The 20,209-nt window shown below is 40.1% G+C and carries 18 protein-coding genes and 2 tRNA genes; 7 read left to right on the top strand and 13 right to left on the bottom strand.

From position 1 onward, the window contains the following. Positions 1-35: 35 nt before the first annotated feature. Together IGI42_RS13485 and IGI42_RS13480 are read left to right on the top strand one after the other, a co-directional pair. Complete coding sequence (locus tag IGI42_RS13485) at positions 36-305, top strand: NAD(P)H-binding protein (RefSeq protein WP_438716384.1); 270 nt, start codon at positions 36-38, stop codon at positions 303-305. A 23-nt stretch (positions 306-328) separates the two neighbouring features. Further along, on the top strand, positions 329-904 hold the full coding sequence (locus IGI42_RS13480; RefSeq protein ID WP_438716383.1) for an NmrA family NAD(P)-binding protein: 576 nt from the start codon (positions 329-331) through the stop codon (positions 902-904). 53 nt (positions 905-957) lie between these two features. On the opposite strand, the gene thiI is transcribed toward IGI42_RS13480, so the two are convergent. After that, positions 958-2,169 (bottom strand): tRNA uracil 4-sulfurtransferase ThiI, encoded by a 1,212-nt coding sequence (gene thiI, locus IGI42_RS13475; protein ID WP_438716382.1) that lies wholly within the window; start codon positions 2,167-2,169, stop codon positions 958-960. Between the two features lie 30 nt (positions 2,170-2,199). Continuing rightward, positions 2,200-3,345: a cysteine desulfurase family protein gene (locus tag IGI42_RS13470; protein ID WP_438716381.1), complete on the bottom strand. Its 1,146-nt coding sequence runs from the start codon at positions 3,343-3,345 to the stop codon at positions 2,200-2,202. A 246-nt stretch (positions 3,346-3,591) separates the two neighbouring features. Here IGI42_RS13470 and IGI42_RS13465 point away from each other — a divergent pair, with 246 nt between their 5' ends. Beyond that, positions 3,592-5,010 (top strand): DUF1958 domain-containing protein, encoded by a 1,419-nt coding sequence (locus IGI42_RS13465; protein WP_438716380.1) that lies wholly within the window; start codon positions 3,592-3,594, stop codon positions 5,008-5,010. Between the two features lie 90 nt (positions 5,011-5,100). On the opposite strand, the gene IGI42_RS13460 is transcribed toward IGI42_RS13465, so the two are convergent. After that, positions 5,101-6,822, bottom strand: a complete 1,722-nt coding sequence (locus IGI42_RS13460; protein ID WP_438716379.1) for a septation ring formation regulator EzrA — start codon at positions 6,820-6,822, stop codon at positions 5,101-5,103. Between the two features lie 308 nt (positions 6,823-7,130). Between IGI42_RS13460 and IGI42_RS13455 the strand changes: the two genes are divergently transcribed. Next, on the top strand, positions 7,131-8,483 hold the full coding sequence (locus IGI42_RS13455; protein ID WP_438716378.1) for an aspartate kinase: 1,353 nt from the start codon (positions 7,131-7,133) through the stop codon (positions 8,481-8,483). 221 nt (positions 8,484-8,704) lie between these two features. On the opposite strand, the gene IGI42_RS13450 is transcribed toward IGI42_RS13455, so the two are convergent. The 3 genes from IGI42_RS13450 to IGI42_RS13440 are packed head-to-tail and all read right to left on the bottom strand — an operon-like array spanning position 8,705 to position 10,911. Next, positions 8,705-9,223, bottom strand: coding sequence for an HAD family hydrolase (locus IGI42_RS13450; protein WP_438716377.1), 519 nt, complete (start codon positions 9,221-9,223; stop codon positions 8,705-8,707). A gap of 8 nt (positions 9,224-9,231) precedes the next feature. Further along, positions 9,232-10,068: a Cof-type HAD-IIB family hydrolase gene (locus IGI42_RS13445; RefSeq protein WP_438716376.1), complete on the bottom strand. Its 837-nt coding sequence runs from the start codon at positions 10,066-10,068 to the stop codon at positions 9,232-9,234. Positions 10,069-10,080: 12 nt separating this feature from the next. Further along, complete coding sequence (locus IGI42_RS13440) at positions 10,081-10,911, bottom strand: DUF72 domain-containing protein (protein ID WP_438716375.1); 831 nt, start codon at positions 10,909-10,911, stop codon at positions 10,081-10,083. Between the two features lie 156 nt (positions 10,912-11,067). Between IGI42_RS13440 and IGI42_RS13435 the strand changes: the two genes are divergently transcribed. Beyond that, complete coding sequence (locus IGI42_RS13435) at positions 11,068-12,042, top strand: asparaginase (RefSeq protein ID WP_438716374.1); 975 nt, start codon at positions 11,068-11,070, stop codon at positions 12,040-12,042. 54 nt (positions 12,043-12,096) lie between these two features. Here the strand turns inward: IGI42_RS13435 and IGI42_RS13430 are convergent, their stop codons facing one another. The 7 genes from IGI42_RS13430 to IGI42_RS13400 all read right to left on the bottom strand — a co-directional run bounded on the left by IGI42_RS13430 (position 12,097) and on the right by IGI42_RS13400 (position 19,046). Further along, on the bottom strand, positions 12,097-12,831 hold the full coding sequence (locus IGI42_RS13430; protein ID WP_438716373.1) for an acyl-[acyl-carrier-protein] thioesterase: 735 nt from the start codon (positions 12,829-12,831) through the stop codon (positions 12,097-12,099). Continuing rightward, positions 12,832-13,659 carry a fructosamine kinase family protein gene (locus IGI42_RS13425; protein ID WP_438716372.1) on the bottom strand — a complete coding sequence of 276 codons (828 nt, stop codon included), beginning with the start codon at positions 13,657-13,659 and terminating at the stop codon, positions 12,832-12,834. Positions 13,660-13,672: 13 nt separating this feature from the next. Beyond that, positions 13,673-14,455 (bottom strand): tyrosine-protein phosphatase, encoded by a 783-nt coding sequence (locus IGI42_RS13420; protein WP_438716371.1) that lies wholly within the window; start codon positions 14,453-14,455, stop codon positions 13,673-13,675. A gap of 175 nt (positions 14,456-14,630) precedes the next feature. Continuing rightward, the gene (gene recQ / locus IGI42_RS13415) at positions 14,631-16,376 is read right to left on the bottom strand and encodes a DNA helicase RecQ (RefSeq protein ID WP_438716370.1); all 1,746 of its coding nucleotides are present in this window, start codon (positions 16,374-16,376) and stop codon (positions 14,631-14,633) included. 104 nt (positions 16,377-16,480) lie between these two features. Continuing rightward, positions 16,481-17,809 carry an aminopeptidase C gene (locus IGI42_RS13410; protein ID WP_438716369.1) on the bottom strand — a complete coding sequence of 443 codons (1,329 nt, stop codon included), beginning with the start codon at positions 17,807-17,809 and terminating at the stop codon, positions 16,481-16,483. A 52-nt stretch (positions 17,810-17,861) separates the two neighbouring features. Next, positions 17,862-18,842, bottom strand: a complete 981-nt coding sequence (locus tag IGI42_RS13405; protein ID WP_438716368.1) for an acyltransferase family protein — start codon at positions 18,840-18,842, stop codon at positions 17,862-17,864. A 130-nt stretch (positions 18,843-18,972) separates the two neighbouring features. Next, positions 18,973-19,046: transfer RNA gene (locus tag IGI42_RS13400), tRNA-Asn, on the bottom strand. A 238-nt stretch (positions 19,047-19,284) separates the two neighbouring features. Between IGI42_RS13400 and IGI42_RS13395 the strand changes: the two genes are divergently transcribed. Further along, positions 19,285-19,824, top strand: coding sequence for a GNAT family N-acetyltransferase (locus IGI42_RS13395; RefSeq protein ID WP_438716367.1), 540 nt, complete (start codon positions 19,285-19,287; stop codon positions 19,822-19,824). A gap of 133 nt (positions 19,825-19,957) precedes the next feature. Further along, positions 19,958-20,030, top strand: a tRNA-Thr gene (locus tag IGI42_RS13390). Positions 20,031-20,209: the final 179 nt, after the last annotated feature.

The raw sequence follows: 20,209 nt of genomic DNA, 5'->3' as shown, positions 1-20,209 counted from the left end.
AAAGCATATGCTTTAAAAAAAAGAAGGAAACATAGATGATTTTAGTAACAGCAGCCGCCGGCGGTGTTGGCCGGCAAGTAGTGGCCGAATTGGCTAAACGCGGTTTGGCGATTCGTGCTTTTGATATTAATCCCAAAGTAGGGGAATTAAAGGAGCTGGGTGTCGCAGAAACGATGGTTGGCGATGGTCGCCTAGTCAAAGATGTGAAAAAAGCCTTGGATGGATGTGACAAAGTCCTTTACATTCCACCAATGTTTATTTACGATGAGGCAGAAATTGCAATCGGTTTGTTGATGAAGCAATAAATGCCGGAACTCAACAGTTTGTTATGATGACAGTGACTCACCCTAACATGTCGACGCTACCTCAGCATACTCAAAAATTGAAGGCGGAAGAACATCTAGTTTACAAGGGTTTATCCGATGACTTAAACTATACGATCCTGCAGCCAATGCATTACATGCATAATTTTTCAGTACCAATGGTTTGGTCCACTAACGCTTACCAGTGCTTTTACACCAAAACGACGAAATTAAGTTACGTAGATGTTGTAGACGTGGCCGAGGTAGCTGCTAAAGTGTTAATGGAAACTACCCATGCCAATGCGACCTATGAATTAGTAGGGACCGATTTCCTATCCCCAGTTGATATGGTTGAAAAATTCAATCAACTGAATGGACGGGAAGCAGTTTGTCAGCAAATTCCGGTAGAAACCATCATCAACTTTTTTCCAACAGCCAAATACGATAGCTATTTTGTCAAAACCTTCCAAGAATTAGCCAAAACTTACGGCGACTACGGTATTGCCGGCAATGCTAATGTATTAACTTGGTTATTGGGAAGACAGCCTACGACATTTGACGAATACATCAAACGAGAAATCGTAGCCAACCAACTTTCTTAAACAAAAAAAGGTGATCCCTCTCTGCTACAGAAAGGAATCACCTTTTTTTCTTACTATAGTAAATCAGCAAACTCTTCTACTTGGGCTTGGCTATGAGCGGCTGAAATAGCTTCAACTTTTAAGCCGGCTAAGCATCGTTCAATCATGCCGTCGATATCCAAGCGTTTTTCCAGCTCTAACACTTTGTCCATTTTCGGACGGGTTTTTGGTTGTGGTGGTGCAAAAATAGTACAACAATCTTCAAAAGGCTGAATCGCCAACTCAAAGGTGTCGATTTTTTCCGCCAGTTCAATAATTTCCGTTTTATCCATCGTTACCACTGGACGAATAATCGGTGTAGTGGTTACTTCATTGATGGCCACCATGCTATGCAAGGTTTGAGAAGCCACCTGCCCTAGAGATTCACCGTTGATAATCACTAAGCCGTGGCGCATCTCGCGAATCGCATCGGTAATCCGCAGCATCATTCGGCGAGTCAAGGTCATCCAATAACCTTGTGGGGTATGCTGTTTGATCTCTTCTTGAATTTCCGTAAAAGGCACTTCGATAAATTGAATGCTACCCACATACGGCGTCAATTTTTCCGTTAAGTCTTTCGCCTTTTGCAGCGATTGTTCACTCGTATAAGGGGGACTGGCAAAATGGACTGCTTCTATTTCTACCCCGCGCTTCATGGACAAGTAGCCGGCTACCGGCGAATCGATCCCACCAGAAAGCATCAGCATGCCTTTGCCGCTCGTTCCAACTGGCAGTCCGCCAGCACCTTTAATCGTTTCATAAGAAAGGTACGCACTATCACGACGAATTTCTACCCGCAAGTTAATATCCGGGCGCTTCATCTGAGCCTGAATATCCGGAAAACGATCCACTACCGCATTACCTAAGAACTGTTGGATTTCATTGCTGTCCATTTCAAAGGAATGATCACTGCGCTTGGCAGTAATCTTGAAGCTTTCTTTGCCGGTATAGATGGCTTCCATAATTTCTTCTGTTGTTGCTTTTAGCGCTATCGGATTTTTTTCTATCCGAATACTTGGGGAAAAATTTTGAATACCAAAAACTTTCGTTAATTTAGGAATTACCTTCGTGCTGTCTTCCCCGTTTAAAATCAAATGCATGCGGTCACGATCAGCATGAATTTTGAGTGCCGGAAAATCAATCAATGCTCCCCGTACATTTTGGGCCAATTGCATAATGAAGCTGCGTCGATTTTTCCCTTTAGTGGAAAGCTCACCGTAGCGAACCATAATTTCTGTATATTGCACAGTCATTCTCCTCGTTAGTCTAATTTTTTATTATGAACTGATTTTTGCAAATTTCTCGTATAAATGATTGAAAACTATCATGAATTGCTCCGCTTCAGCCATCGTATTCGCTTCGTCTAAACTCACTCGAACGGCAGTTGTCGCCTTGTCCTGGGGTACACCCATGGCATGCAAAGTGGAGCTGTCCGTTTTTTTGCGACTGGAGCAAGCGCTGGTAGTAGAAATATAAATTTGTTTTTCCTCGAAAGCGTGAACCATCACCTCGCCGCGAATCCCTTGCACGCCAAAGCACAAAATATGGGGAGCAAACTGCGCATCTCCGGAAAACACGGTGACCTTTTCATAACTTGCCAGAGCTTCCATCAAATATTTACGAATCGTTTGCGTATGGTTCGGCCGTTCCTGAATTTTCTCCATGTATATTCTTAATGCCTTACTCATGGCTACAATTCCAGGAACATTCTCTGTGCTACTACGCTGGCCATTTTCTTGTCCACCACCAGTTAACAATGGATCAAGCTTTTTGCCACTTTTCCAGTAAATGAATCCGACACCGCGAGGACCGTGGAATTTATGCGCTGAAAAAGTCGCGAAATCCACTCGTGGGGTTAACCAAATGGAATGATCTACCTTGCCAATCGCCTGAACAGCATCCACATGGAAATGAATCGTTGGATAAGCTGCTAATAGCTCGCTGATGGCAACAATTGGCTGGATCGCACCCATTTCATTGTTCACCGCCATCACGGAAACTAAGATGGTTTCAGGACGAATGAGAGCTGCCAGCTTATCCACATCAACAAATCCTCGTTTATCCACAGGTGCTTCACTGACTTCATAGCCTAGTACCTCTAACTGATGAGCAGCCCGACTAACCGCCGGATGCTCGACACTTGAGATAATTACGTGATGGCCAAACTCCTTTTTTGCCAAAGCCGTTCCTTTGATCACCCAGTTATCACCTTCAGTTCCGCCACTGGTAAAATAAATCTCATTAGACTGGACGTTCAATAAATCAGCCACTTGCTTACGTGCCTGTTGCAACAAGCGTTGCGCCTGAGTGCCCAAGTCATGCAGACTAGAGGGATTGCCAATAATACGTTGGCTTGTTTTTACATATGTATCAAGTGCTTGGGGGAAAATACTAGTTGTCGCACTATTATCGAAATAAATCATTACAAAACTTCCCTTCAAAAATTCCTACTTATTATAACGGGAATACCCTTGCGCTTCAAGCGACTTTACCAATTTAAAAGTATTCGCAAAAAAGATGAACCTTTTATTTCCAAGGCACAATTGGAGAAATAAAAAAGAAGTTCACTTTTTGTCGAATTATCGTGAATATTTTCTAATCTGTGAAAAAGGCTAGGTAAGATGTGCTAAAATGAAAAAAATAAAAAATGATATGAATGGAGTGAATCTGTGGTAAAAAGAGTTTTCGCAGTTTTGATGTTTTTTAGTTTGATCAATTGGACTGTCCCCGCATTTGCTCAAGAGGATATTTTAACCATCACTAGAGATGCTGGATATACCGACGTATTAGAGATAAATAAACCTAAAGCTTCCATCATCATTGAAGGAAACAACGGTCAAATTCTTTGGGGAGACAATATTGATATCCCTAGAGAACCTGCAAGTATTTCAAAAATGATGACCGTCTTTTTAGTTTTTGATGCTATTAAGGAGGGTAAACTGACCTTAGATACCACAATAAAGGCAACAGAAAATGACCAGGCAATTAGTCAAGTTTATGCTATCAGCAATAGTAAAATTGTGGCTGGGGTTGACTATCCCGTACGAGAACTTTTAAAAATGGTCACCGTTCCTTCTTCCAATGTCGCTACAGTCATGCTGGCAAACGCAGTTTCTAACAACGACGCTGGGGCTTTTATACGAAGCATGAATGAGAAAGCACAGAAAATTGGCATGAAGCAAACTGCCTTTTACAACTGTAGCGGGGCTTCTGCTGCCAGTTTTGATGGCCTTTACAATCCAGAGGGTTATGACCCTTACGCAAGCAATCTTTCGACAGCCCGCGATTTGGCAACAATGGTGTTTCACCTAGTGAATGATCATCCAGAAGTTCTCGAATTTACTAGTCAGCCAACGGTCACTACGATGGCGGACACTCCTTATGAAGAAACCTTTGAAACGTATAATTACTCATTGCCAGGGGCAAAATATGGTCTTGACGGGGTAGATGGGTTGAAAACTGGTTCCGGACCTTCAAGTGCGTTTAATTATATTGCTACTGCTAAACGAGGAGAAACACGACTAATTGAAGTTATTTTAGGGGTAGGCGACTGGGCAGATCAAGATGGTGAATATTATCGGCATCCTTTTGGTAATGCACTACTGGAAAGAGCCTTCAATGACTACGAATATCAGCGTATCCTGTCAAAAGGTCAACATTTGATTGATGGTGAAGATATCCAATTAACAGAAGATTTCTACGGTGTAGCAAGAAAAGATGCACAACCTACGCTAACCATTCAAGAAGATCAGTTGGTTTTAGCCGACCCACTGGAGCAAGTAAGTGATACATTGCCGAGACTGGCTACGACTTACAAATCGATTGAAAAAGTAAAGCCATCAAAGGAAAAACTGAACGCCGTCCAAAAGCCTCTACGACCAAAAACTTTAAGAGAAACCATTGTAGGCTTAAATGATCCGATCAATTTAATAGTGATAGGGGCTACTGGGATGATTATTCTCGTACTTTCTCTATTGACTAGTAGGATAAGAAGACGAACTACCATCCTTAACATAGTCTTCCGTATTATCGGTATTTTATGTCTGCTTTCAGCAGCCAGCTTATTTATAGTTAATTTTATACTATAGAAAAACGACCTTTGTATGGGTCGTTTTTTTAGACAAAAATTTAAATTACTAAAAAATTATATAGAAAAAAACCAGACGATAATCGTCTGGTTAAGCAAGTTCTCGGTTATTAAAGTAGAAATCTTCGATACGTTTAAACGCACCTGGTTCGACACGTTCTAAAGCTGTGCCTATTTCATCCAATGCATCTTGATAACGATACTCCTTGTTAAATAGTTCAAGACTATTCTCAATCGCTGTTCTAATCTCTGAATGAGTGTGACGATAACGGTTCGCATATTGCATCATTTGTTCCGTTAATGCTGCAGCATCTACTAAATCATTGGTTTTTTGATCCAATAGTTCCATATCTTCATCACAAAGACTAACTAACTTATTAATTTCTTGCATATTGATACGAATTCGGTTTAATGATTGGCTTAGTTCTTCTACTCGATCAGTTGCGATAAAGAAAAATTCTAAATAGTCACCTGGAAGTCCTGGCAAACGTTGCTTCTCTACGTAACGTTTTAAGTTGCGCAATTTAAACTCATAGGTATCGATCCGTTCAAGGGCAATACGTTCCCCTTTTCTCAAATCTTGCAAGTCGTTATCAATTTCTACTTGTTTCGTTTCAATGTCGTCTAAAACCTTGAAAGCGTCTTGGTAGAAGTTTTGAATATCAGAATATGGCATATCGTGTTTATCAATCAATGGTTCCATATTACGATTACGACGTTCCAATTCCTCAATTTCAGTTTGGAATCCACGGGCACGTCCCAACTCATTGTTGTTCAATGTGTAGCTTTGGGATGTGTGATCCAATTCGATCATTAATTGATGATTATTGCGTGAAGCGTGTTGAATGTACTCACTGACTGTTTTGCGATTAGTTAAGACGTATTTTTTCGCTTCGAACTCTTTTTCTAACGTGTCGTATAAGGCGTCGATTAAATTAGCGGTCTCTTTGTTAGCCGCTTCAACTGTATCTAGCTCTACTTTTTCTAAATCTTCTGCAGAAAGCTTCATGCGCTTTTTCACATGTTCAATGCGGCCTTCAAAATTCTCTTCCGGCAACACATAATCATCATCCAGCATTTTGTTGTAGGTTTTTTCAATTTCTGCAACTTGAGCTGGGAAAGTTTTTTCCAGATCTTCATAAAGAGTTGGAACTTTTTGCATGATGGCTTGAACATCGTAAACGTGTTTTTCAGCATCGTCTAGCACTTCTCTAGCTTCCACAGGATCACCGGAGGTATTTAATGTAACAAATTGAGTGAATTCAATTTCTACATTTTTCACTTGCTTTTCAATCTCTGGCAAAGCGTGTCCGAAGTTTTCGCGATTATCCTTTAAGTCCTTTTTCAATTCCTCAAAGACATCTAATGCTTGTTGTACGGCTAAAGAATTACGTTCTTCAGTTTCCCGTAGCTCTTTCAGACCTTCACGGATTTCTGTAACTTCCTCTTCCATTTCTTTCATGGTCCGTTCAGCACTTTCGATCGCTGATTTGCCCTTCATGAAACGGAACGTTTCATTCTGGCTCTCAACTTCAAAAATCTGACTTTCCAATTCAGCAAATGATTTAGTCGAAACATCCGTCCATTTCTGGTTCCATTCACGAAAAGTATTTTGGCTTTGACCTACGAGATGCATTTTTTTCACTTCATCGACTTCTTCAACTACTGGAAGATCGAACAGTGCTTCTTTGCGAGTCTCTAGCTCTTTTAACCGTTCTTGATTCTTCTTTCTCATTAAATAGCCAATCAAACACAGTATTGCCACTAAAATGATGATTCCAATGACTATACCAATGATAACATTACTTCCCATGTATGATTTTCCTTTCGACGTTTAGAATAAGTTCGTTTGCTATTTACAGTTCGATTATTCATCCGTTTTTTCGCAAAAACATCTAACCTAGATTATAGCACAAACAATCCGTTCCTACACTAAATAGTTCGTAAAACTTGGATTTTCTTACGTAAAAAAATTTGTACTTCATTCAGGGATTCCGTTGAATGTTCTTCTCAATATTTTTACAAAAAACTACTTTCTACTCATCTAATTAGAAACAACGCTTGAAGTTCCGATCAATTTCAGATATTATTAGATTCACATTAAAATAAGAGGTGATCAGAGTGAAAGTAATCAAATTCGGAGGAAGTTCAGTGGCTTCAGCCGAGCAATTAAAAAAAGTCTTAGCCATCGTTAAAGACGATCCGAAAAGACGCTTTGTTGTGGTGTCTGCCCCTGGTAAGCGTCATTCCGAGGATAAAAAGGTCACCGACTTATTAATTGCTTATTATGAAAAAGCATCAAATAATCAAGAGACTACTTCACTCATTGAAGAAATCACTGAGCGTTATGGGAACATTGCTCAGGAGTTAGGCTTGGATGACCGTGTTTGTGAAGCCTTTGCTTCAGAAATCACTACCTTACAAGAAAACTTTGATGAGAATAATCCATATATTTTGGATCGTTTCTTAGCAACAGGAGAAAATTTGAATGCTCAGCTGATTGCAGCCTATTTTCAGCATGAAGGATTGAAGGCGCGTTATATTAATCCTAAAGATTTAGGTATCATTGTTTCTGATGAGCCACATAATGCTCGGATCTTGGAAGAATCCTATGAAAAAATGTATCAATGGCACGACACTGAAGAAATTTTGGTGATTCCTGGCTTCTTTGGATATACCAAAGATGGGCAGTTATGCACTTTTTCACGTGGTGGTTCAGATATTACTGGATCGATTGTAGCTGCTGGCGTAAAGGCTGAAATATATGAGAACTTTACAGACGTTGATGGTATTTTTGCTGCAACACCGAAGTACATTCACGAACCTGCTTTAATTGAACAATTAACTTATCGGGAAATGCGTGAGCTATCCTATGCCGGATTCACCGTCTTTCATGACGAAGCACTAATGCCATCCTTCAAGGCAAAAATACCAGTAGTTATTAAAAATACAAATAATCCATCTTGTACCGGAACAATGATCAAAGAGTCCTATGATCGAGAAAATCCGAATCGTGTAGTGGGTGTGGCCAGTGATAGTGGATTCTGCAGTATTACCATCAATAAATATTTGCTAAACCGAGAAGTAGGATTTGTCCGTCGGGTGTTGCAAATTTTAGAAGAACTAAATATCAGCTTTGAGCATATGCCTTCTGGAATCGATACAGTTTCGCTGATTTTGCGAGAATCTCAACTAACTCCAGAGTTAGAAAAAACCTTACTAAAAGAAATTGAAGAACGCATTTGTCCAGATGAATTGGAAGTCGAACATGATATTTCTGTTATCGCATTAGTAGGTGAAGGAATGAAATTCCATACGGGGATTACTGCTGAAAGCTCTGCGGCGCTGGCACGTAAAAATATTAACCTACGCATGATCAGCCAAGGCGCTGATGAGCGAAGCATTATCTTTGCTATTTGTGGAGAGCAAGAACGCTTAGCAGTTCGCTCTTTGTACTATACTTTCTTCGACTAATAAATGAGGAAAGGTTCTAAGAGAAAGGGCTATAATATCGAGCATTTCTTTGGTAGAACTTGAATGAGACATCTTGAAGCACTCCTTTTGATCGGTTTTTGTCGACTTTATTCTGGGGTATTTCAAGGTGTCTATTTATTTTTTCGAAAAAAATAAAAAAGTGTTAACGACAGTTCTGCCGCTAACACTAGCTATTATAAAGCCAAAAACGCCAGCTGTGATTAAGAAGCTTGGCATTTTTGCTTGTCCAATTCAACTTGAATTGCGTTTTCTGGCGCATAGTCTGCGGCCCAATTATCTGGTTTTAACACTTTGTGAGTGACTGGATGGTAATGAGGTTTGCCGTCTGGAAATAGCTTGCCCATGTTAGCACGGTGCACAATCTCGAAAATCGGTTGCGGATTAACCCCAATTAATGCAAATGATCCATAGGTGAAATAAAGCAAATCCGTTAAGGCGTCTACTTCTGCCGTCAATAAATCTTTTACAGGTTCATGCTTAGATAAAATCTTCGCCTTGGCTTGCTCAATATTTTCATGTAGTTGAGTTACCGTTTGATCAAATCGAGTCAAATCCCCTTCAACAGCACCATACATAAACTCAACAATTTCTTCGACCTTGAAACCAGCGCGAAAAGCTGCTTGTTCAGCTGTGAAAGGCGTCGGTGCTTCAGGCGGCTGCGGTTCAAAAACTCGGTGGAACTCTTGGGTCATCTTGTAAGGATTAAACTCTTTTTCCATACTGCCTCCTAAATAATTTCAAAATACTTAAGTGCTTTATAAATTCCGTCATTTTCATTGGTATCTGTGACATAATCGGCATATTCTTTCGTCTCGTCTTGTCCATTTCCCATCGCTACACCAATCCCCACACCTTCCAACATTTCTAAATCATTTAAATGATCGCCAAATGCTATTACTTCGCTAGGATCTATGTTATTCGCCTCTAAAAATTTGTGTATCCCTAACAGTTTCGAACCACCCTTGGGGATAATATCAACCGAGTACGGATTGGAGCGCTGGAAGGTTACATTAGGTAAATGGTGTGACAATTTTTCAGTCTCTGACTCGGCGCTGAATAAAACACATTGGTAAATTGGTTCTTCCAATATGCTCAATCTGCTGTAACGACCTTTACTTCGATTGGGACTGAAAGATTGCAACAATCCTTTTGTTGTCCTTACTGGAAACCATCGAGGCATTATGGCAGCAATTCGTTTCACCCATCCTACCTGAGACAGTCGCATAATATAGCTGCCATCAACACGGCGGCGTGCACCAAAAATAATTTGTCGATGCTCCTGATCAGCAAACGTTACGATTTCTTTTAATACCTCTGGTTCAAAAGGATGTTGATAAATATCTTCATTTCCCTGATAGACCAATTGTCCGTTGTAGGTCACGTACATATCCACCACTAAATGATCCATCCGTTCGGCTAAGTGCACTGGACCTCTTCCAGTAGCGACACCGACTAAAATTCCCTTTTCGCGCGCTTTTTGAATTGCTAAACGAGTGCTGTAGAGGGCTTTTGATTGTTTAGTGACTAGTGTTCCATCAATATCAAAAAAAATCGCTTTGATCATGATTGCTCCTTTTTAGAATAATCCTAATTGACTAGGATTGAGTCCTTCATCCTGAATATCTAGTAGTTCTCTTAATCTTAAAGCATTTTCCGCCGCATCGCCACCTGAATTATTATTAAAAATGACTGCAACCTCTTGACTGTTCTCAGCTACCAGTTTGATTGATTCAGCCAATTCGATCAATTCATCCTGACTATAGCGATACAAAGTTCGCTTTTTTCGCCACTGTGGATCTCGACTTTTCCAATAGGCTTGGTTTCGCCCATGAAATCGAAATAAACTAAAGGCTGGATTGGTGACAGTTAAATCCAGAGGGACTGTATCGGGTAGCTCTGGCTCATCAATCATCGCTAAGCTAAATTTTAGTTTTTTCATAAACTGATGGGTTTTTTCTTTAAACTCAGGACTATACCAACTGTAATCTCTTAATTCAACAGCAATTGGTAAATCAGGAAATAATTCCCGTAATGATTGTAGATAAGCCACGTTTTCTTTCGTACACTTAAATTGTGCCGGAAATTGCGCTAAAAAACAATAGATTTTTGAACTTTCGATCAAAGGTTGCATCACATCTAAGAAATGTTCTTTCATTTCGGTAATGGAATTGTAGTGATCTTGCCATTTTTCTTGGCATGTAAAGCCAGCATAAAACTTTACGACAAAGCGAAATGAATCTGGGACCTGAGCCAACCAATTTTCCACTGTTTTACGACTAGGAAGTCCGTAGTAGGCTGTGTCCAGTTCAACCAATGGTAAAAAGCCAGCATATTCAAACAATGTTGTGCGAGGTTTGCCAGTTAAAGACTGATGTTCATTAAAAGAAGTTAGTCCAATTCGAATCATAGGAACCTCCAATTCTTTTTTTCCTAGTATACAATAATCGTAGTAAAAAAAGAGAGAAAATAGTATTCTAGTGAAAAAGGCTTTAAAGCTGCTTAAAAATTAAAAGTGGTTTATTGTCTTACTAGAATCATCCAATAAATAAAGCAGGTGAACGTAATGAAACGAATTTTAATTTTACATACTGGTGGTACCATTTCTATGAGCGAAGACGAAACCGGTGCCGTACGGCCGGATGAAAAAAACCCCTTGTTAGCCGCCGGTCAAAAATTAGATGTACCAAAAAACGTAGAACTAGTCGTCGAAGATTTTACTAACCTTCCTTCGCCACACATTACAGTTGAAATCATGTTCGAGCTGAAGGAACGAATCAAGCAAGCTAAATCTGACGGAATCGATTGTGTCGTTATCACTCACGGTACAGATACTCTGGAAGAGACTGCCTATTTCTTAGATGTCACAATTGGTGATTTGCTGCCGATCGTTTTAACTGGTGCCATGCGCTCAATTAATGAATTAGGTAGCGACGGATTGTACAACTTCCAAAGTGCCATTCGCGTAGCTGCTTGTCAAGATGCCATCGGCCAAGGCGTACTGGTGGTAATGAATGATGAGATTCATAGCGCTCGCTACGTGACTAAGACTCATACAACCAATGTTGCAACCTTCCGAACACCGACTTTAGGTCCTGTTGGTTTAGTAACTAAATCGAAAATTCTCTTTATGCAAGAACTGCCGGAAACCACTCGTTACGATGTTGCTTCGATTAAGGCAATGATTCCAATCATCAAAGCCTTTGCCGGTATGCAGGGAACTTTTTTTGAATTACTAGAGCAAGCAGTTGGCGTGGACGGCGTCGTGGTCGAAGCACTAGGAGCAGGAAATCTTCCACCAACTACGCTGCCTTCACTACAAAACCTATTAAATAAAGGAATGCCCATCGTACTTGTCTCACGTTGTTTTAATGGGATCGCTGAACCAGTGTATGACTACCACGGTGGCGGTGTCGAACTAGCACAAAAAGGTGTCATTTTCTGCCGAGGTATTAATAGTCAAAAAGCTCGCATTAAACTTTTGATCGCTTTAAATGCCGACTTATCTAAAGAACAATTAAAACATTTTATGGAAGAATAAAATAGACTTGGAGGAGAACTCACTTAACAGTGAATCAATCCTTCAAGTCTATTTTTAGTCTTTTTTACGCCACTGGATATTGGCTTCGCAAGCTAACTGATCTCCTACTCGAATTTCGTGCAAGGTTTTGCTGCTTGTTTCATCGTACTGGTAAACACTTGTAATATCGTTGCCGTAAAGAATCTCTTTATCAAACTTCACATTCACGGAAACAGGTGTATGCTCTACCATAAAGTCGTAGCCCAGCACGTCAATTATCCAATTGAAATACATGGCATTATTCACATGATGATTACTATCTAAGTCATAGAAACGAACATGGTACAGACGGCTTTGTCCATCAGTCACTGGTTCAATTTTTTCCCAGCGCTGAATTTTTTTCACTTGCGGTGCTTCGTAAGGTGCCATCAGTTCTGGAGAGACGCTGCTCATCTTCCGTTCCTTGATCTTCATCAATACAAACGCCATATCAATTTTCACCAATTCAGCACCTTCTGCATCATACAGCCAAAAACTACGATAGCAAAAGAATTTGTTAAAAGCGGTCGGTTCGGTAACGACTGTTATTTTTTCTCCGACATGAGGCAATCGGTTAATTGTAATTTCTGTTTGAGTAATTACCCAAGTAATTCCCAGCTCATTAACCGCTTCGGTTCCCCGTTCCAGTTGATCGCTCTGATCAGAGGAAGCTTTAATGACCACACTCAACATTGCTGGAAAGGTCATCGTCTGATTAATGTCGCATTCATAATAAGTGACTTCGTGATCCATTGAATATTTCTTGCCCAACTACTTTCCTCCTAAAATCCGATCCACCGCTCCGCCATAGCTTTCGCCAAACAGATTCAAATGAACCAGTAAATAATACAATTGATAAACAGGTACCCGCTCTTGCCAGCCTTCATCTAAAGGATAAATTTCTTGATATGCATCAAACAATGTCTGTCTGAAACCGCCAAATAATTGCTCCATTGCAATATCTAGTTCCCGGTGACCATAATAAATTGCCGGATCAACAAAAACTGGTTCACCATCCGTATTAAAGAAAGTATTGCCGCTCCAAAAATCTCCATGCAGCAAAGATGGCTTGAAGGTTAAATTCTCCCAGCGCAAAAGGACCTGTTCCTTTAACGAATAATACCTTTCTTCCCGTTGTCTTGTCCAACGATTACGTTGCTTAGCGATTTCAATTTGGACCTCGAGACGATTGCCAAAATAAAAGGACCACCAGTCATTACTCTTGGTGTTGATTTGCGGGAACAATCCTAGATAGTTATCTTTTCTATACCCAAAACTCTCCTGTTTTTGTCCATGAATTTTTGCGAGTGCATTGCCAATATCCCGCTGATCACCTTGTCCAGGTTCGATCCACTCCATCAGTAAATAAGCATCATTTTCGTACACTCCGCTGGTAAAGGTTTTGGGCACACGCACCACTTCGCTCAACACCTGCAGTCCATCCACTTCGGCTTGAAAGAAAGCTTCACTCATATTGGGATGGACCTTTAAAAAGTAATCCTTACTGCCGTCAGTTACCCGATACGCTTGATTGATGTCTCCGCCACCAATCGGCAACTGGCGATTTTCCAGCTGTAAATGTTTTAATAAGCTTTCCATCACTCCTCAACTCCTAAACAAGATATAGTTGACGCAAATCTTTGATGTCTTGTTTTCCTAACCCAATTCCCACTCGTAAATACTGATTCACATCGCCGTACTGCTCAGCAATTAGATCAAAGCTTGTTTGTAGATATTCTTGTTTCGCTCGCATCATGTCATCAATCCCATACAGCATCTCTTCAGATACACCTGCTTGACGAGCTTGTTGTCGAATTTCTTCGGTTTTCTTAGCTAAATAATAATTAGTTTTGAGATAATCCTCAAAAATAATTGCTCGATTGACACCTAATGCACTTAGCATCATCGCAGCACCAAAACCTGTTCGGTCTTTGCCGGCAGTACAATGAAACAAGACACTTTCATCTGGCTTCTCGTTTTCTAGTAGAATCCCAAAGAATTGATTGTACTGCTTATGAATATGGGGCATAGTGATGAATTTGCGGTACACATCCAGCATTTGTTCATGAGCAGAAAAGCCTTCTTTCATCTTGTTCATCACTTCAAAAGGCGAAGCAGAGACCTTTTTTTCCTCCACAGGGAAAATCGGTAACGCAATATTCTCAGCAGATGGAACCGCTTGATCAGGCTGTTCTTCACGTTCCCTTGGTGAGCGAAAATCAACAATGGTTCGGAGGCCATAATCGGCTAAATAGCTAGTATCTTCCTCATCCAATGTATTGAGGGTAGCCGCTCGAATTAATTTACGTTCGGCAACTTCTCGACCATCTTGCGTTTGATAGCCCCCTAACTCCCGCATATTCTCCGCATGCTGCACTTCTAGCTGTTTTCCCATTTTACGTCCTCCTTTTTTATCAACGCACCTACTTTTACTTTCATTGCATGCCTTCATTGTACTTACCTTCAATAAACTTAATCAACGTTATAATCAATTAAAAGTATAGCACAGAAAGGCTTGTTTCGTAGCGGATTCGCTGGAATCTATAGTAAATTATTAACGAGAAATCTAGTTATTTCTGCAAGATTTCTAGGAATGCTTCACCGTATTTATCTAATTTGTTTTGACCAACACCTTTAATTTGCAACATTTCCAAGGTGGTCTGAGGTTGTTTTTCCGCCAATTCCTGCAAGGTTTTGTCAGAGAAAATAATATATGGAGGAAGATTTTGCTCCTGAGCCAGTTGGGTTCGCAGACTTCTTAATTTCTCGAATAGCTCGTCGTCTACCTGTAAGGTCTTGACTGCATTTTGTTTACGAGTTACCTTTTGTTTTCCTAAAAGCACATTGATACCAGAAGGAGAAATTGTTAATAAGGGAAATTGTCCTTCAGTTAATGTAAAATAGCCTTCCGCTGTTAAATAATCAATCAGTTGAGAAACTTCCTTTTGGCTCCAATCCCGCATCAGTCCATAGGTAGACAGCTTATCAAACTGCCACTGTGTAATTTTTTGATCCTTGGAAGCTGTTAAGACCTTTGCAACTAAGCCTTTGCCAAAGCGTTCTCCCATGCGTTTAACACAAGACAAAACTTTTTGGGCCTCTGTCGTGATATCGATTACTTCACGAGAGTCTGTACAGTTGCTGCAACGTCCGCAATCTTGACTGTCTTCACCGAAATAGCGCAAAATGTAGCGCTGTAAACACATTTGGGTATGGGCATACTGATCCATTTCTCGCACTTTATTGTATTCGTTTCTCTTATATTCCTCATTGCCTTCTGATTGATCAATAAAATATTTCTGCACCTGTAAATCCTTTGGTGCATAAAATAAAATCGCCTCACTAGGCAATCCGTCTCGACCAGCTCGTCCAGCTTCCTGATAATAGGATTCTAAGTTTCCCGGAATTTGAGCATGGATCACAAAGCGAACGTTACTCTTATTGATTCCCATCCCAAACGCATTAGTTGCCACCATTACCTGAACCCGATCAAAGAGAAAGTCCTCTTGATTTTTCGAACGATCTTTTTCACTCATACCACCATGATAGCTAGCAACGGCGATCTTCTGATCCTTCAGCAGATGATGCAGGCGTTCTACTTCTTTACGGGTACTGGCATAAATAATGCCTGCTTGCCCTTTGTTCAGCTTCAAATATTCTAGCAAATAGCTTTCTTTAGCATCCTTCACTACTTGGAAGGTTAAATTTTCTCGGGCAAAGCCGGTATTGATTTGATTATCATTAGGAATTTGCAGTAATCGCAAAATATCGTCAGCCACATGCACAGTAGCCGTAGCAGTCAACGCAATAATTGTTGGCTTTTGTTCCAGTATTTCGATCGTGTCTGCTAGCTTTAAATAACTAGGTCGAAAATCATGGCCCCATTGAGAAATACAGTGTGCTTCATCTACCGCCAACAGTTCGATCGGAACATATTGCAGCAATTGACGAAAAGAAGCAGACTCCAAGCGTTCCGGTGCCACGTACAATAGCTTAATTTTCCCGTCTACGGCTAAGCGAATTCGCTGCTGAATCTCAGGGTTCGACAGGGAACTGTTAATAAAAGCCGCTGGAATCCCCATTTCATTTAAACTGTCCACTTGATCCTTCATCAAAGAAATCAACGGCGAAATGACCAAAGTCAAGCCATCCAAAACCAATGCTGGTAATTGGTAACAGACTGATTTACCGCCACCGGTTGGCATAATTCCTAATACATTTTCATGATTTAAAATTTTCTCTATAATTTCTGCCTGACCTGTTCTAAAACTGTCGTAGCCGAATTTTTCTTTTAGCAGTGCCTGTATTCTATTCATCTTGATTCCTCACATTCCTACGCTTTATTATACGCAATGAATAGTCAATTTTGTTAAAAAAATAGACTCACCCTAGAGGAATGAGTCTATTACAAATAGTTGCTTTAAGCAAGAGCTCCCATTGGATCCCAAGGAGCTAAAACAATCGGTTCAGCTTCAAAAGCTGCCAACTGTTCCTTCGTTAAATACTCTTTGCGAACCACGATCTGGTAAGTGTACTCATCCATCCAAGCGTCACTCATCACAAAGAAGCCTTTTTCACCAACTTTTTCGCCCCAACTATTTTCTACTTTCCATTTCGTACTTTTTCCTTCAATCAAATCAACACCGGTCAGCACCATCGCATGAGTCATCAAACTGTCGCCATGATCCAAACGTTCAGCTTTGGTCATCGAAAAATCTGCTTCAAACAAATCATCCATGTCAAAGGCATTTAAAGCCATGATCCCTGAATCACGAGTGGATGATTGACCCACATCACAGCCGAACCAGACAGACTCCCCATCTTCTAATTGTTTCACTGCCAGTTGTTTGAAGGTCTCCATTTCAAGGTTCAAATATTTCACTGGTGTGCCACCTACTACATTACCTAACATTGAAACAGTGTAGCTTTGGTTGTACGGCTTGTCATCAGTTGGAGCGTTGATGATACTAACATAGTCATCTAGATTTACGCCGATATATTTATCATAGAAGCTTTGAGGTGTTAATTCTTGATCCAAATGATAGTTCTTTTCTTCATCACGGTATTCAAAATCAAATACTTCCGGTGGTGTACCTAAGGCTGTCGCTAGCAATGTATAAACTTCCTGAAGCATAGCCGAACGTTTTGCAGCGACCTCTGTCTCACCCTTTTTATCGGCTACCAATTTCCGCAACATAACAGCGTGCTTACGCAGTAATTTGTTCAGATATTTATTTAAATCCCGAGAGTTTGAGCTGTTGCTGCTTTCCGGCATGACCACCTTTGGTACCACTCCGTATTTCTTAAATAAAGAAACAATCATGTCCCACTGTCCACCATCTTGTTGCGGCGTTTGCAATAAGAAAGCTACTTCTCTGCTAGATACTTCCTGATCTGCTGTAGCTAAAATATTTTCGTAAAAATAATTAGCCTTTTCATACTTGTCCCAGAAAAAAGTGTAATTTTGAGAAAGCTCGAATTCCTTCAATTTAAACTGCTGCAACATCTTATGGCGAAAAGTATTCAATGCAGCAAACATCCAACAACGGCCTGATTGTTTTTGATTGGATACTTTACCAGTTGCTAGATCAATCGAAAAAACTGGTGTATTTTCTACATGAGCAACAACATTTTCTGCCGAGGCAGTGATACCATTTTTGACAACGCTTCGCTGTAAAGCCACCTGTTTATTATTTGCTAAAAAATTTTCTCTAAATTCCTTAGTTTTTTCTTTTGTAATTTCAGTCATAAAAAAAGCCCCCTTCCGCATCTATTTTACGCTTCGAGGACTTCGTTGACAATCAATTTAAAACCGGTCGTAAGAGTTTTCGTTTGCCGCGTTCTAACCATTGGCAAAAATGTTCATTGGATAAAGCCGCTGTTAATAGAATACTAAAGGCAAAAATCAATACTACACCCCAATTTCCCATTTCTACATCATCTACTCCCAAGGCACGTAATCCTTTGACTAAAAAACCATGTAAGAGATAAACAGTTAAAGTATTTTTTCCCCATTTAGAGAAAAAATATTGGCCTTTGGGTACTAACATAAAGAAGGCTGCAATACCCGCCAGACCTAAAACGAAAAAGATCATCCGCTGGGGGCCACCTAATAAGGGATGATTCAAATAATCTTCGTAAGGCTTTGAACCAAAAACCCAATATTTGTTAATCCAATCGTTGGCCTTAATCAGCACGAAAATTCCTGTAAACACACCAATTGCCATCAATTTTTTCGGGGCAGTTTTCATCTTAGCCATCCAACTAGCCGGCAACGCATACCCTACCATAAAATAGGGGAAGAACGTCAGTGTCCGTTGAACCGCTAAAAAACGGCCAAAGAAAGGAATATATCCTACCACTAATGCCACAACGACACTTCCAATTAAAATCTGCTTCGTCGAAAAGCGCTGGCGTAAATACAGCATGCAGTTCCAACAGAATAAACTCAATAGAAACCATAAAGACCATTGTGGTGTAGTGATACTAAAGCTGAAGGATTCCTGCAATCCAATCAACGTATAATAGGCCGAATATAATAGTTGGAAAAAAATATAAGGCAACAACAATTTTTTTATCAGCTTTTTCAGCGGCTTTGGTTTGCCTTTAGCAAAATAGCCTGAAATCAGAATAAAAGCTGGCATGTGGAAAGTAAAAATAAAATAATACAGATCACTATATATGCCCTTTGTTTCAATAAAAGGTTGAAAAAGATGTCCAAAAACTACCAGTATCATTAAGAATAATTTCGCATTATCAAAATAGGCGTCTCGCTTTGCCATCTACCTCGCCTCCTCTTTAAACAGTATAAGAGGTTTCATCGCTATGTCAAAGAAATATGGAAAACAATCGAAAAACTTCTTATTTTCGTCACAAAAAAAAGAGACAATCTTAATGAATTGTCTCATACAACTCCGGCAGTAGGACTCGAACCTACGACATCATGATTAACAGTCATGCGCTACTACCAACTGAGCTATGCCGGAAAAAGAATACTTGTTTATGATACCAATTTTTATTTTAGATGGCAATAGGTTGCACTCATTTTTTTACCCTTTGTTTGTTAAAAGTAACCAAAGTATTTTTGTGTGCTTTTTCATTGAATAGCGATAGTCTCTTAACCAGTCGTCTCCTGCACAGACAACAAAATTCTGAGTACACCTAGTGCCGAAAAAGCAGGCATGGTAGGATAGTAGTAACAAAAATGAGCAGGAGGTTCCTTCTATGCTAGACAAATCAGTACCACTTATTCCCTTTACCATGATTCGCAAAACTAATGCTCCCTCTTTACCTGAACACCAGCTGCCAAAAGGTTACCACTTCGTCTTTTATCAACCCGGTGATGAGCATGCTTGGGCTGAAATTGAAACTAGCGTTGGCGAATTTGACACAACCGACGATGCGCTTACCTACTTTAAACGTTCCTTTGGTCCATATTCTGAGGAATTGCAACAGCGAATGCTTTTTATCGAAAATGCGAAAAATCAAAAAGTCGCTACCTTCACCGCTTGGCGCAACGATGATACGCGTCAGCCTCGGCTTCACTGGTTAGCCGTACTTCCTACTGAACAAGGACAAGGTTTAGCAAAAGCACTAGCCATTCGCATCACTCAGCTTTTAACAGAACTTCATCCTGAAGCTGAATTGTATCTAACTACTCAGACTTGGAGTCATCCAGCCGTTAAAATGTATCAAAAATTGGGCTATGAAATCCTGCGCGACGAAAACTATTCACAAATTATTGAGATATTGGAGAACATCTAAGCTGCTTTTTCTAAGTAGCTTTTTTGTAATTTATTCCTAACAAATTAGTCAGTTTTTGGTTTATACATGAATCGAAAAAAAATATTGACAACCAATAAGATATTCGGTATTCTATATCTTGTGTTCAACAGATGCCGCCTTAGCTCAGCAGGTAGAGCGCAGCCATGGTAAGGCTGAGGTCGTCGGTTCAAGCCCGACAGGTGGCTTAATGAATTTCCTCTAAATGCTATTACATCAGCATCTAGAGGTTTTTTTGTACCTTGATTACCCAAGAATTACACATTCCGTATTTTTTTGCCTTCTTTTTCTATCAAACGATAGATAGTGAAGGCAATTTTTTCTTTACAAAAACGAACAGATAACGGTTTAAAAACTGAGTACTCAG

This window comes from Enterococcus sp. AZ109, from assembly GCF_051714625.1.
GTDB lineage: Bacteria > Bacillota > Bacilli > Lactobacillales > Enterococcaceae > Enterococcus_A.
Note: the sequence above shows the minus strand (reverse complement) of the source record. Positions and strands in the feature narration are given on the sequence as shown.

Excerpts from the sequence above, each read along its gene's own strand:
- IGI42_RS13485 (WP_438716384.1), top strand. The coding sequence starts at position 36 with ATGATTTTAGTAACAGCAGCCGCCGGCGGTGTTGGCCGGCAAGTAGTG.
- IGI42_RS13480 (WP_438716383.1), top strand. The coding sequence starts at position 329 with ATGATGACAGTGACTCACCCTAACATGTCGACGCTACCTCAGCATACT.
- IGI42_RS13470 (WP_438716381.1), bottom strand. The coding sequence starts at position 3,345 with ATGATTTATTTCGATAATAGTGCGACAACTAGTATTTTCCCCCAAGCA.
- IGI42_RS13460 (WP_438716379.1), bottom strand. The coding sequence starts at position 6,822 with ATGGGAAGTAATGTTATCATTGGTATAGTCATTGGAATCATCATTTTA.
- IGI42_RS13450 (WP_438716377.1), bottom strand. The coding sequence starts at position 9,223 with ATGGAAAAAGAGTTTAATCCTTACAAGATGACCCAAGAGTTCCACCGA.
- IGI42_RS13445 (WP_438716376.1), bottom strand. The coding sequence starts at position 10,068 with ATGATCAAAGCGATTTTTTTTGATATTGATGGAACACTAGTCACTAAA.
- IGI42_RS13440 (WP_438716375.1), bottom strand. The coding sequence starts at position 10,911 with ATGATTCGAATTGGACTAACTTCTTTTAATGAACATCAGTCTTTAACT.
- IGI42_RS13435 (WP_438716374.1), top strand. The coding sequence starts at position 11,068 with ATGAAACGAATTTTAATTTTACATACTGGTGGTACCATTTCTATGAGC.
- IGI42_RS13425 (WP_438716372.1), bottom strand. The coding sequence starts at position 13,659 with ATGGAAAGCTTATTAAAACATTTACAGCTGGAAAATCGCCAGTTGCCG.
- IGI42_RS13420 (WP_438716371.1), bottom strand. The coding sequence starts at position 14,455 with ATGGGAAAACAGCTAGAAGTGCAGCATGCGGAGAATATGCGGGAGTTA.
- recQ (WP_438716370.1), bottom strand. The coding sequence starts at position 16,376 with ATGAATAGAATACAGGCACTGCTAAAAGAAAAATTCGGCTACGACAGT.
- IGI42_RS13410 (WP_438716369.1), bottom strand. The coding sequence starts at position 17,809 with ATGACTGAAATTACAAAAGAAAAAACTAAGGAATTTAGAGAAAATTTT.
- IGI42_RS13405 (WP_438716368.1), bottom strand. The coding sequence starts at position 18,842 with ATGGCAAAGCGAGACGCCTATTTTGATAATGCGAAATTATTCTTAATG.
- IGI42_RS13395 (WP_438716367.1), top strand. The coding sequence starts at position 19,285 with ATGCTAGACAAATCAGTACCACTTATTCCCTTTACCATGATTCGCAAA.